Below are 12,918 nucleotides of genomic sequence, written 5' to 3' on the forward strand. Positions count from 1 at the left end.
CCGCAGGCGCGCCCCGCAACCTCTGCGGCACTGTGGCCCCTGCGCAACCGGCACGGCCTGGGGGCGCATGAAACAAGGAATATGGGTGACATCCGGCAAAAATCCGCCTTACCTGCCAGTCATAACAATTCCCGAGGCAGGGCAAACAGCGGGATCAACGCATCCCACCAGAGCAGCGACCGAAAGCCAGAGGGCACAAGCCCCAGCGACCCGGCAATGTTTGGCCTGCCCCAAAGGCAAGGGGCAGCAGCAGCATGGCGACAGGCGCCGAACTGACGTATACGACCGGGATCTCGGCAATGTCCGCCGCGAACACCATCTTTGGGGCAGGCACGACGGTCACGGGGGCCAGCTGGTCACAGAGCGGCGGGCTTTTGGGCGGTCTTCTGGGCAATGGCAATGGCGTCGGCACTTCGGCGGCGCTTTACAGCAACGGCCAGCTGTCGCCCGGTGTCTTGCCCGGCAATGAAGGCCTGATCCTGTCCACCGGCAATGCCCGGGATTTCACCCAGAGCAGTGGCGACCCGAACCGCGTAGCGGGCACCAGCACCGACAGCAACGGCGTGAACAACAACAGCCAGTTCAACGCCATCGCGGGCAGCAATACCTATGATGCGGTCTGGCTGGATGTCGATTTCATCCCCTCCGGCGATATGATGACGATGAAATTCGTCTTCGCCTCCGAGGAATATCCCGAATACATCAGCTCGCAGTTCAATGATGTGGTCGGCGTCTGGGTGAACGGCACCCATGTGCCGGTATCGGTCGGCAATGGCAGCACCGCCGTCAACAACATCAATGCCAATACCCAGCCCAACCTGTTCCGCTCCAACACCGGCGACGCCTACAACACCGAAATGGACGGGTTCACCCTCACCTTGTCGCTCGACATGGTGGTCAATCGGGGGGTGGTCAATTCCATCCGCATCGGCATCAGCGATACCTCGGATGCGCAATATGACAGCAACCTGCTGATCGCGGCGGATTCGGTGCAGACGGCGCTGGTCGCCCGCGATGACGCCTATACGATCAATGCCTATGGCACGACGACGATCACCCCCTTGGCCAATGACCACGGGCCAGGCGGCGGCACGCTGCGCATCACCCATATCAATGGCGTTGCGGTCAGTGCAGGGCAGACTGTGACGCTGCCTTCGGGCCAGCAGGTCACGCTCAATGCCGATGGCACCTTTACCGTGCTGGGCGATGGCCAGACGGAAAACGTCGCCTTCACCTATACGGCGGGCAACGGGGGCGGCGTGTCCGACACCGCGCTTGTCACGCTGAACTCCATCCCCTGTTTTGTCGCGGGCACCCGGATCCTGACCCCCGAGGGCGAACGCCGGGTCGAAGATCTGCTGCCCGGTGATCTGGTGATGACCCATGATGACGGGCCGCAGCCGCTGCGCTGGAGCGGGCAGCGCAGTGTCGCAGCACAGGGCAAGCTGGCACCGATCCGCATTGCGGCGGGCACCTTCGGCACGCATCGCACGCTCTGGGTTTCGCCGCAGCACCGCGTCCTGCTGCGCGACAGGCTGGCCGAATTGCTGTTTGGCGAGCCGGAGGTGCTGATCGCCGCCAAGGATCTGGTCAATGGCCGCAGCGTCACGGTGCAGCCGGGCGGCACGGTGACCTATGTGCATCTGCTGTTCGACTGCCATCAGGTGATCTATTCCGAGGGGCTGGCGACCGAAAGCTTCCTGCCCGGCCCGCAGACGACCCGCAGTTTCGAGCAAGAGATCGTGGCCGAAATCCGCAGCCTGTTTCCGGCACTGGATCCCGACACCGGGTTTGGCTACAGCCCCGCCGCCCGCCGCACCCTGCGCAGCTTTGAAGCACAGGTGCTGATCGCCGCCGCCAAGGCCCCGCCCGCCGCCACGGCCCGCGCGGCCTGAACGGAGACAGGATGTCCGGCTGGATCGCCCTTTCCGACAGGGACACCCTGCTAGATCCGGCAGAGGATGGCGGCTTGCTGGATCGTGGGCAACTGGTTCTGGAACTGGCGATGCCGTTGCAGGAACCGCAAGTCTTGCTGGATTACCGCAGTGATCAGGGCGGCTGGCAGCGGGCGTTTTCGCTGCTCTATGATCCCGCGCATGGCATCGGCATCCTGCACAGGCAGGGCCAGACGCTGCGGCGGCACCGATTGCCCGGCCCCTTGCCGAACGGCCCCGGTCTGGCGCGGCTGATCTTCCGCTGGGACGGCCCGGCCCGGCACTGGGGCCTGCGCTTTGATCCCTTGGACGGGGCTGCGCCTCTGCCCGAGGCGACCGGCATCGACCCACTGCCGCTGCCGCTGTCCGATCTGCTTCAGCTCTGCCGGGGTGGGCCCGACGTGCAGCGCCACCCTGCCGTGCAATGGTTCGGCGCGACGCGCGGCGCGCTGCCGCCGCCCCATGCGCCCTGGGTCGGCCAGCGCACCCCCGTCGCCACCCCCACCGGCTTTCGCGCGGCGGGCAGCCTTGCGGCGGGTGATATGGTGATGACACGGGGCGGCGCGGCCCGGATGCTGCAATCGGTGCGCCGGATCGACCTGCCCAGCCGGGGCTGCCATGCGCCGGTGCTGCTGCGCGCGCCCTATTTCATCCGCAACCGCGACCTGCTGGTCAGCGCCGATCAACAGATCCTGCTGACCGGCGCCGAAGTGGAATATCTGTTTTCCGAAGATGAGGTGCTGGTCGAGGCGCAGCACCTGACCGACAACCGCTCGGCCCTGTTCGACACACGCCGGGCCGTCACCGCCACCGTGTCGCTGGACATCGGCCCGGTTGGCCTGATCCAGAGTGACGGGCTGGCTTTCGCCTCGGCCCGCCATAACACGGCCCCGGCCAGCGCGCCGCCCGTCCGTCTGCTGCGCAGCTATGAGGCGGTGCCGCTGCTGGCCCTGTTGGGGCGCGGCAATGGCAGCCGCGCAGCCTGAGCCTCAGTCGAAGAACGGCGTCATCTGCGCCACGACCACCGAGTTTTCATCCAGCGCGCGCTGCATCAGGGCCCGTTCGTCGCCGTCGATCTCGTCCCCCGCCGCTTCGCGCTCTTCCAGCGTGCCATAACCCGAGACATCCAGCGGCGCGAGATCGGCCTGTTTCAGGATCGCCACGGTTTCGCGCACGGCTTCGGCCTCGTCCACGCCGCTGGCATAGATCATCAGGGCCGCGCCGGTGGCCTTGTCGGGCAGGCCGTCGCCATCCTTGCGACCCACTTCCACCACCAGCGTATAAACCTGCTGCGGCCGTTTGGGCTTGCCGCTTTCGGGACGCCCGCCTTCAGGACGCTGATCCTCGTGTTCTTCGCTGCTCATGTCATACCCCGCATCTGTTCGCCGCTCACCTATGCCGGAAACACCCCTGCGGGCAAGACTCAGCCTGCGCCCGGACTGGCTTCGGCCTCGACCCAGTCGTAGCGCCCGCAGGCGGAACAGCGCGGGGCGGGCTGCGGCGCGAGCCTGCCGCAATAGGCGCAACAGATCGGTGCATCGGGCCGCGCGGGGCGCAGCGGGAGGATTTCGGGTGGCGGTTCGATCCGCAGACCATGCTCTGCCACCGCGCCCTTGTGGCAGAACACCGACAACTGGCCCATCGGCTCCAGATAGGCAGCGCGCACCTCGGCCAGATTGCGCACGCCCTGCAAACGCAGAAAAGCCGCCAGTTCCGGTGGCCCCATGTCACGCGCCTTAAGTCCGGCCACCACCAGCGCGCCCTCACGCACCACCTGCACCGGCTCGCCATCCAGCGCCCGTTTCGCCCGGCGAAAGCGCAGGGTCAGATGGTCCAGCCCCTTGGACAGGCAGACCACGACAAACACCACCAGCAGCGCATGCAGCAGCGGCACATCGGGGTAGAACATGCCGTCGCCCACTGCCGAACCAAGCGCCACCACCAGCAGGAATTCGACAATCGACATCTGCGCGACGCTGCGCCCGCCGATCCAGCGCAACAGCAGCAGGGTAAAGAGATAGATCACCACCACCCGCAACAGGATTTCCGCCAGAAACAGCGGCGGCGCGGCGCCAAGGATCATCCGGCCCAGTTCAAAGGGCACCACATCGCCTGCCATCTCCGCCCCCTGCGCCAGCCTTGCCCGCGTCAACGCGCGGGCTTCGGCGTGGTTCCGGCCTGCGGGTTACAGACCCAGACGCCGGAAGGCCGCCTCCAGCGGCGCCCATTCCTGCAAGCGCAGCCGCACCGGCAGGGTCAGCACCTTGGGGCGAAATGCAGCGGGCAGGCGCACCGCGTCCTTTTCCGTCGTCACCAGTTGCGCATTCAGCAGCAGCGCTTCGGCCTCCAGCCGGGCCAGCAATGCAGGCGACAGCGGCTGGTGATCCTCCAGCCCCTCTCCGCGCACCACGATGGCCCCTTCGCCGCGCAGGGTGGCAAAGAACTTTTCGGGGTGGCCGATGCCCGCAAAGGCCAGAACCCGTTCACCCTGCCAGCCCATGCCCATCGGCAGAACCTCCAGCCGCCCGCGCAGATGCGGCACCGGGCTGGTAAACCCGCTGTCAAACGCGGCCTGCGCCGCCGCATCCCCGATCGACAGCAGGAAATCGGCGCGGCGCAGACCGGCCACCACCGGCTCGCGCAGCGGGCCCGCAGGCAGGCACAGCCCGTTGCCAAAGCCGCGCGCGGCATCCACCACCACAATGCTCAGATCCTTGGTGACTTCGGGGTTCTGGAAGCCGTCATCCAGCAGGATCACCCGCGCCCCCGCCGCCTCGGCGGCCCGCACCCCCGCCGCGCGGTCCTTCGCCACCCAGACAGGGGCGAAGGCGGCCAGCAGCAACGGCTCGTCGCCCACCTCTTCGGCCAGATGGCGCGGCTGCACCTGCACCGGCCCGGCCAGCCGCCCGCCATAGCCGCGTGTCACCACATGCACGCCGGGCAAACGTTCGATCAGCGCCATGGCGGTCGGCGTCTTGCCGGTGCCACCCACATTCAGATTGCCGACGCAGATGACCGGCACCTTGGCGCGATAGCCGGGCCGGGCCACCCGCCGCGCCGTGGCACGGGCATAGAACGCACCCAGCGGCTGCAACAGCCGGGCAAGGCCGCCCGGTCGCGCCGCATACCAGAATCCGGGCTGTCGCATCACGCCTCTCCCAGCATACGCCGCACCAGCACCAGCACGCGGTCGGTCACATCCACCCCATCCGACACCACAGTCCAGGCGGCCTGTGCCAGCCGCGCGGCGCGGTCGGGGGCCAGCAATTCGCCCAGGGCCTCGGACAGATCGGCGCTCGATGCGACCGAGCGTGCGGCCCGCGCCGCCCCCAACCGCCCGAAGGCCATGCCATGCAGGCCGGGGCGCGGGCCATGCACCAGCGCCGAGCCCAGCGCCGCCGCCTCCATCGGATTACGCAGACACCCGGTGCCGGACAAGGATCCGCCCAGAAAAGTGACTGGCGACAGCCGATACCACAGGCCATATTCGGCACTGTCGACGATGAACACCTCGGTTTCCGCCTCCGGCTCCTGCTCAAGGCTGCGCCGGGCCACCAGCCAGCCCTCGTCCGCCTCCATCCGCGCGGCCATCGCCTCGGCCCGCGCGGGATCCTGCGGCACGACGATCAGCAACAGCCGATGCGCCAGCCGCAGCCCGGCACGATGCGCCTCGATCAGCGCGGATTCTTCCGCCTCGGGCACATCCGCCGCCAGCCAGACCGGCCGCGTCGCCAGCAGCCGGGCCAGCGCCGCGCGCTCCGGCTCGTTGCAGGGCAGAACCGCGCTCGGCTCTTCCATGCGGCCGGCGACGGTGGCCTTGCCCCCGGCCTTGCGCATGGCGCGCGCCGCCATCTCGTCCAGCACGAACACATCGCCCGCCAGCGCCAGTGTCGCCTTGATCAGCCCCGGAAACCAGCCCTCGCGGCCTTTGGGCAGATGCGGGGCCGCCGCCTCGACCAGCGCCATCGGCACATGGCGGCTTGCCGCCTCGTGCATCATCGCCGGGCGCAACTCGCCCCCGGCGAACAGGATCGCCGCCGGTTGCCAGTGATCCAGAAAGGCGCGCACCTCGGCCTGCCCGTCGCCCGGCACCGGCTGCCAGATCACCCCGTGCAACCCGTCGGCCTGCATCGGCGCGGTGATCAGGATCGGATGACCGTCCTCATCCTGAATCCGCTGCGCCAGCTCGCACAGCCCGCGCAGATGGTCCGCCCCCGGCGCATGCAGCCAGATCAAGCGCCCGCGCGGGCGCTCGGGCCGTGCTTCGCGCACGACCGCCTCTCGCCGCGCGGCAAGATGGTAAAGCGTCAGACCAAGCGGCGCCATGCGGCGGGACGGGGGCGATCAGGCCCCCAGTTCCTCGGTGGCCGAACCGGGCTGGGCCTCATCGCGCAGCCGGTGAATATGCGCGATGAAATAGCGCATATGGGCATCATCCACCGTGCGTTGCGCCTCGGCCTTCCATGCGTTGAAGGCGGTTGCGTAATCGGGAAACATGCCAACCATGTGGATCTTCGACACATCCTTGAACACGTTCTTGGTGGGGCTGACCAACTCGCCGCCAAAGACGAGATGCAGACGCTGCGCCATGGGTTCACTCCGCTTTGAATTCTACGCCAAACTAACGGATGGCATGAGAAAGTAAAAGGCGCGTGCCACCCGGGGCACGCGCCATGTTCGGCCTGCCGGAATTGAAGGCTCAATCCGCCTGCGCCGCCTTGCCCAGCACCGCATCCTGATGTTCGCCCAGCTTGGGCGCGGCGCGGCCCAGGGCCAGCTCTGCCCCGGAGAAGGTGAAGGGCGACCGCACACCCGGCACGCCATCGGCCCTGATCTGCATACCGCGCGCCACGATCTGCGGATCGGCAAACACCTCGCCCATGTCGTTGATCGGCCCGGCGGGCACGCCCTCGGCCTCACAAGCCGCCAGAAGCTCGGCCTTTGTCAGGCTGCGGGTCGCCGTTGTCAGCCGCGCCGTCATTGAGACCCGGTTGGCAATCCGGTCGGCATTGGTGGCAAATTCCGCCGCCGTTGCCATGTCGGGCAGGCCAAGCAGGCCGCAAAGCTTGCGATATTGCCCGTCATTGCCGGTGGCGATGATGATCCAGCCATCCGCACAATCGAACACCGCATAGGGTGCCAGATTGGGATGGGCATTGCCCATCTTCTGCGGTGCCACGCCAGTGGCCAGATAGTTCATCGCCTGATTGGCCATGATCCCTGCCGCCACATCCATCAGCGCCATGTCGATCTGCTGGCCCTCGCCCGTGCGCCCGCGCTGCACCAGTGCCGCGAGGATCGCGGTGGCCGCATAGACGCCGGTGAACACATCCGTCACCGCCACGCCCACCTTCTGCGGCTGGCCCTCCGGCTCGCCGGTGACGCTCATCAGCCCGGCCATGCCCTGAATGATGAAGTCATAGCCCGCGCGATGCGCGTAAGGGCCGGTCTGGCCGAAGCCGGTGATCGAGCAGTAGATCAGCCGCGGGTTCACCCCGCGCAGGCTGGCATAGTCCAGCCCGTATTTCGCCAGCCCGCCAACCTTGAAATTCTCGATCACCACATCGGCGTCGGCCACCAGCTGTCGCACCACCGCCTGCCCTTCGGGCGTGCGGAAATCGCAGGTGATGCCGCGCTTGCCCCGGTTGGTGGCATGGAAATACGCCGCACTGCGGTCGGTCGTGCCATCCGCATTGTCACGGTCAATGAAGGGCGGGCCCCAGCGGCGGGTGTCATCGCCCTCCGGTGCCTCGACCTTGATCACATCCGCGCCCAGATCGGCCAGCGTCTGCCCGGCCCATGGCCCGGCGAGGATCCGGGCCAGTTCGATCACACGGATCCCCTCCAGCGGTGCCATCATGTTACTTTGCCAGCTCTGCGTCGATCAGCGCCTTGAGGTCGGCATAGGCCATGTTGGCATGTTTCACACCATTGATGAACAGGGTCGGCGTGCCCTCCACCTTGTCGGCCTCCATGTTCTTCTGGAACTGCGCGACCATGGCCTCGGCCATCTTTTCATCCTTGAAACAGGCGTCCAGTGCGGCGCTGTCCAGCCCTGCGGTGCGGCCGATGGTTTTCAGGTTTTCAACCACAACCGCCGGATCGTCCGAGGCGGCCCATTCCTGCTGCTTTTCAAACAGGATGCTGGAAATGCCGAAATAACGCATATCGCCGCCGCAGCGCGCCATGATCGAGGCCCAGAGCCCGTAGCGGTCGAAATAGACCTCGCGGTAGACGAATTTCACCTTGCCGGTGTCGATGTATTCCGCCTTCAGCGGCTTGAACACCGCCGCGTGGAAACTGGCGCAATGCGGGCAGGTGTAGGACGCATATTCCATGATCGTCACCTTGGCATCCGCCGCGCCCAGCACCAGTTCCGGCACTTCGGGCAGGGCTGCCGCATCGGCTTCGCCTTCGGCAAAGGCAGGCAGGCCCATCACGGCCACAAGGGCGGTGGTCGCAGCAAGCCCGAGAAGGCTGCGCCGGGTCAGTTCGATCATGTGGAAACCTCTCATGTATTTCTGCGAGTTAAGATGTTTTGCGCCAGCGTTTCAAGCGCGGCGCGCAGCCCTTCGTCGCGCACGCCTTCGGCGGTTTCATGCGCCTTGGCCAGAACGGCGGGATCGGCGGGTTTGGGCGGGGCCTTGGGGGCGGGCGCGAATTGCGCCTGCCCTTCGGCAAAGCCCATCGGCGCGGTCTGGGTGATCATCACCCGCGAAATGGCCGCATAGCCATAACAGGCATTCACCTTTTCCTTGATCATCGGCAGCTGCATCTGCACCATCGGCGCTTCGGTGGCGCGCACCAGCACCGTCAGCGTCGCCCCGAACGCGCCTTTGGAATAGCCGACCTTCACCGGGCGGGTCGCACGGGCCAGATCTTCGCCCACGATTTCGGCCCAATGCGTCAACAGGCGGGTAACGGCAAAGCCCCGGCTTTCGCCCGCGCTGCGGATACGGTCTTTCAGCAGCCCGGAGGCCGCCTCGAAACCGCGCATCCTGCGCCCGCGCGGCGACCACCCAGCTTTTTCGCCCTGATCCGCCATACGGCCCGTCCCAAACGCGGCCCATCCGCTTGGATATATCCTAGCGCCAGCCCTGCCCCTCTGCCAGCACCCACGCACTGCACGCGGCATAAAGATTGCGTGACGAGGGCGCTAGCCCTGCTCTGGTGCCGGGCACCGCACCAGCAGCACCCCCAACCCGAAGCCCAGCAGACCAAGGCCAAGGCAGGTGGCATAGACCGCCGTCGCCCCGCCCCACCCCAGCAGCAAGGCCCCTAACGACGGCCCTGCCGCCGTGGCCAGAATGGGGGCGACGGCCACGGCCCCCGAAATCGCGCCAAAGCCGCGCCGCCCCAGCTTTTCCGCCAGCAACACCGGGCGCAGGATCGACAGCAGCCCCGCCCCGGCCCCCTGCATCAGGGCAAAGCCAAAGATCAGACCCGGTGCCAGACCCGCCGCCCACAGCAGCCCCGCCGCCAGCACAATACAGATCAGCGACAGCAAAAGCGCCGCGCGATTGTCCACCCGCGTTTCATTCAGCATCAGCAGCACGCGCCCCGCCACCTGTGCCGGACCGATGCAGCTTGCCGCCAGAACGGCCAGCGCCGCCCCTGCGCCGCGATCGGCAAACAGCGTCAGGGCATAGGTGATCAGCAGCGCATGATTCAGCCAGACGGCCCCGAACACCGCCGCAACCAGCCAGAAGGCCGGTCGCCGCAAGGCCGCGCGCAGCGCATCGGGTTCTGGCGGCGGTCGCCTGTTGTCCGCGCGCTCCATCCGTCGCAAGCGGCGCACGCCCCACAGATTTGCAGGCACCGCCCCCGCCACCACGATGGCGGCAAAGGCGATCAGAGCGCCGCGCCCGCCGAAGGCCCGCCCCAGCATATCGCCCAACGGAAAGGCCAGCGTCGAGGCAAAGCCGGCAACCAGCGTTACCCGCGTGATCGCGGCCCGCGCGCCATCGCCCAGACGGCGGGTCAGAAAGGCAAAACAGGTCTCATAAAGGCTGCCCGATTGCGCAACGCCGATCAGCGCCCACAGCAGCAGCCAGACGCCGGGCGTCGGCGCAAAGGCCAGCCCGGCCAGCGCGACCGCCCCGATCAGCGGCAACAGGGTCAGCATCTCGCCGCCCCAGCCGCGATCCACCAGCCGCCCGGTCACGGGGGTGAGCACTGCCGTGATCAGAAAGGCCAGCGTCGGCCCGGCGGCAAGCTGCGCCTTGCTCCAGCCGGTTGCCACCTCCAGATCGGGCAGCAGGGCGGCGAAACTGTAATAGAGCGCGGCATAGGTGAGGGTCTGGCCCACGGCCAGCAACCAGACGGCCAGCCCTTCACCGCGCAAGATTACAGCCCGTAGAGCGCGCCGAACTTGGCGTCGAGGTAATCCAGCAGCGGCGCCTCGGTCGGGGCAAAACCACAGGCCTGCGTGATCACGTCGCGCGGAGCCATCAACCCGCCATGGCGCTGCACATTCTCACGCAGCCAGCCGGTTGCCGCCGTCACATCGCCGCGCGCCAGCTGATCATCCAGATCGGGCAGGGCCGCGCGCAGGGCCTGATGCAGACAGCCCGCATAGACATTGCCCAGCGTATAGGTCGGGAAATAGCCGAACAGACCACAGGACCAATGCACGTCCTGCAAGACACCATGCGCCGGCCGATCCACCGCCACGCCGAAATCGGCGGCGAAACGGTCATTCCACGCCGCCTCCAGATCGGCCACTTGCAGATCACCCCGGATCAGCGCGCGTTCCAGATCGAAACGCATCATCACATGCAGGTTGTAATGTACCTCATCGGCCTCGGTGCGGATGAAGCCGGGCTGCACGCGGTTGACGATGCGGGTGAACTCTTCCGGGCTCGACACGCCGAAATCCCCGAACCTGTCCAGCATCTGCCGGAACATCCAGCCGGTGAAGGCCGGGCTGCGGCCCAGCTGGTTTTCATAGATCCGGCTCTGGCTTTCATGCACGCCCATCGACGCGCCATTGCCCAGCGGCGTCAGCAGGTAATCGGGGTCGATGCCCAGTTCGTAACAGGCGTGGCCGACCTCGTGGATGGTGGAGTAGAAGCAGTTGAACGGATCGGTTTCCACCACCCGCGTGGTGATGCGCACATCATTGCCCGAGCCAGAGCTGAACGGATGCACCGCCAGATCGAGCCTGCCGCGGGTAAAATCATACCCAAAGCGGGCGGCCAGATCGCGCGAAAACCGCAGCTGCGCCGGTTCGCCGAAATGCCCGTTGAGCGGCGCGGGGGCGGGCTTGTCCAGCACCGCCGCGCGCAGCCGCACCAGACGCGGGCGCATCCGATCAAACATCGCCGCCGTGCTGGCCGCCGTCGCCCCCGGTTCGTAATCATCCATCAGCGCATCATAAAGATCGCCGCCCTGCGCCAGCGCCGCCGCTTCTTGCTGCTTCAGCGCAATCACCTCGGCCAGCGTCGGCAGGAAATCCCCGATCTTTTCGGCCGCCCGCGCCTCGGCCCAGATGCCCTGTGCGGTCGAGGTCACGCGCGCCAGCGCCTGCGCCAGATCGGCGGGCACCTTGGTTGCCCGATCAAAGCTGCGGCGGATCAGCCGCAATTGCGCATGGGCCTCGTCATCCTCCGGCTCTGCCGCTTCCAGCCAGTCGGCAAGGCGCGGATCGGTGCGTCGGGCGTGCAGCACACCTTCCATCGCGCCCATTTCCTCGCCGCGCTGATCGGCGGCACCGCGCGGCATCATGGTTTCCTGATCCCAGCCCAGACGGCCGGCAATCTGCGCCAGCGCCTCGGTTTCACGCTGGAACGCCATCAGATCATCATAGGCCGTCATCACTGGGTTCCTTTGCGGATCGACCCGGCCACCGGGTATTGCGACAGATAACGCGCGCGCAGGATCAGCACCCACAGCAGGATCGCGCCGATCTGATGGGTGATGGCCACATGCGGATGCGCGGCGGTCAGCACCGTGGCAATGCCCAGCGCCATCTGCGCCACCAGCATGGCAAACAGCGCATGGAACGCCGCGCGGGTGGTGCCATGGGCAGAGGCGCGGCCCCGCAGCCAGACCACCACCCCAAAGGCAAACAGCAGATAACCGGACATCCGGTGAATGAACTGCACAAGGCCCGGATTTTCAAAGAACGCAGCCCAGGTCGGGCGGCCCGGCACATAAAAGGCGTCCGCCGGGAAAAACTGGCCGTTCATCAGCGGCCAGGTGGGAAAGCCCCGGCCCGCGTCAATGCCTGCGACCAGCGCGCCCAGCAGGATCTGCAGAAACGCGAAATGCATCAAGCCGGTCGACAGGCTGAACAGCTTGGCCTCGCGGTTGCGCCGCGCCTGCAACAGCGCGCTTTCACTGCGGCCCAGCAGCAGCACATACCAGGCAATCAGCCCGAAGATCAGGAAGGCAAGGCCCAGATGCACCGCCAGCCGATAGGAGGCGACATCAACCCGGTCGCCCTCCAGCCCCGAGGACACCATCCACCAGCCGATCGCGCCCTGCGCGCCGCCCAGCGCGCCCAGCACCAGCAAGCGGCCCGTCCAGCCTGCCGGGATTTTCTTCGTCACCAGAAAGCCCAGGAACCCCAGCGCCCAGACCAGCCCGATCACCCGGCCAAGCTGGCGATGCCCCCATTCCCACCAGAAGATGGATTTGAAGGCTTCAAGGCTCATGCCCTTGTTCTGAAGCTGATATTCCGGGCTGGCCTGATATTTGGCGAATTCCGCCGCCCAGGCCGCATCATCCAGCGGCGGCAGGGCCCCGGTCACGGGTTTCCATTCGGTGATCGACAAGCCGCTGTCGGTCAGCCGGGTCATGCCGCCGACCACGATCATCACCGCCACCAGTGCAAAGATCACCACCAGCCAGATGCGGATGGCACCGCGCGCGCCGGCGGTGCCCCTGTCGATCAGCCCCGGTTGTGGCAGGGGGGCGGCCTTGCCGCTGCTGCCGACCTCCTCAAAAATGCTGCGCTTTTGTGCCATCGGCGTCTCCTTCA

Annotated in this window: 13 protein-coding genes; 2 read left to right on the forward strand and 11 right to left on the reverse strand. The window is 66.9% G+C overall.

Annotated features, from left to right (window positions below; translation table 11 throughout):
- Window positions 1-299: 299 nt before the first annotated feature.
- Window positions 300-1,895: a Hint domain-containing protein gene (locus KM031_RS07180; protein ID WP_246566804.1), complete on the forward strand. Its 1,596-nt coding sequence runs from the start codon at window positions 300-302 to the stop codon at window positions 1,893-1,895.
- An 11-nt stretch (window positions 1,896-1,906) separates the two neighbouring features.
- Entirely contained in the window at window positions 1,907-2,920 is a 1,014-nt protein-coding gene (locus KM031_RS07185) for a Hint domain-containing protein (protein WP_215503832.1), read from the forward strand.
- Window positions 2,921-2,923: 3 nt separating this feature from the next.
- On the opposite strand, the gene KM031_RS07190 is transcribed toward KM031_RS07185, so the two are convergent.
- The 11 genes from KM031_RS07190 to ctaA form a co-directional block, all read right to left on the reverse strand.
- A complete protein-coding gene (locus tag KM031_RS07190; protein WP_215503833.1) occupies window positions 2,924-3,298 on the reverse strand; it encodes a DUF8846 family protein in 375 nt (124 codons plus the stop codon).
- A 59-nt stretch (window positions 3,299-3,357) separates the two neighbouring features.
- Window positions 3,358-4,053 (reverse strand): DUF421 domain-containing protein, encoded by a 696-nt coding sequence (locus tag KM031_RS07195; RefSeq protein WP_215503834.1) that lies wholly within the window; start codon window positions 4,051-4,053, stop codon window positions 3,358-3,360.
- 66 nt (window positions 4,054-4,119) lie between these two features.
- Window positions 4,120-5,082 carry a tetraacyldisaccharide 4'-kinase gene (gene lpxK, locus KM031_RS07200; RefSeq protein WP_215503835.1) on the reverse strand — a complete coding sequence of 321 codons (963 nt, stop codon included), beginning with the start codon at window positions 5,080-5,082 and terminating at the stop codon, window positions 4,120-4,122.
- Window positions 5,082-6,206 carry a 3-deoxy-D-manno-octulosonic acid transferase gene (locus tag KM031_RS07205; RefSeq protein ID WP_260692125.1) on the reverse strand — a complete coding sequence of 375 codons (1,125 nt, stop codon included), beginning with the start codon at window positions 6,204-6,206 and terminating at the stop codon, window positions 5,082-5,084. The genes lpxK and KM031_RS07205 overlap by 1 nt, the downstream gene beginning before the upstream one ends.
- A gap of 72 nt (window positions 6,207-6,278) precedes the next feature.
- On the reverse strand, window positions 6,279-6,524 hold the full coding sequence (locus KM031_RS07210; protein ID WP_215503837.1) for a DUF4170 domain-containing protein: 246 nt from the start codon (window positions 6,522-6,524) through the stop codon (window positions 6,279-6,281).
- Window positions 6,525-6,633: 109 nt separating this feature from the next.
- Window positions 6,634-7,794: a CaiB/BaiF CoA transferase family protein gene (locus tag KM031_RS07215; protein ID WP_215503838.1), complete on the reverse strand. Its 1,161-nt coding sequence runs from the start codon at window positions 7,792-7,794 to the stop codon at window positions 6,634-6,636.
- A gap of 1 nt (window position 7,795) precedes the next feature.
- Window positions 7,796-8,434, reverse strand: coding sequence for a DsbA family protein (locus KM031_RS07220; RefSeq protein ID WP_246566805.1), 639 nt, complete (start codon window positions 8,432-8,434; stop codon window positions 7,796-7,798).
- Between the two features lie 11 nt (window positions 8,435-8,445).
- Window positions 8,446-8,931 carry a DUF721 domain-containing protein gene (locus tag KM031_RS07225; RefSeq protein ID WP_215503840.1) on the reverse strand — a complete coding sequence of 162 codons (486 nt, stop codon included), beginning with the start codon at window positions 8,929-8,931 and terminating at the stop codon, window positions 8,446-8,448.
- A gap of 159 nt (window positions 8,932-9,090) precedes the next feature.
- Complete coding sequence (locus KM031_RS07230) at window positions 9,091-10,278, reverse strand: MFS transporter (RefSeq protein WP_215503841.1); 1,188 nt, start codon at window positions 10,276-10,278, stop codon at window positions 9,091-9,093.
- Between the two features lie 2 nt (window positions 10,279-10,280).
- Window positions 10,281-11,750, reverse strand: coding sequence for a carboxypeptidase M32 (locus tag KM031_RS07235; RefSeq protein ID WP_215503842.1), 1,470 nt, complete (start codon window positions 11,748-11,750; stop codon window positions 10,281-10,283).
- Window positions 11,750-12,904 carry a heme A synthase gene (gene ctaA, locus KM031_RS07240; RefSeq protein WP_215503843.1) on the reverse strand — a complete coding sequence of 385 codons (1,155 nt, stop codon included), beginning with the start codon at window positions 12,902-12,904 and terminating at the stop codon, window positions 11,750-11,752. Before ctaA ends, KM031_RS07235 begins: the two co-directional genes overlap by 1 nt.
- Window positions 12,905-12,918 lie beyond the last annotated feature (14 nt).

It is taken from the genome of Gemmobacter fulvus (assembly GCF_018798885.1).
In the GTDB taxonomy this organism is placed as follows: Bacteria; Pseudomonadota; Alphaproteobacteria; order Rhodobacterales; family Rhodobacteraceae; genus Gemmobacter; species Gemmobacter fulvus.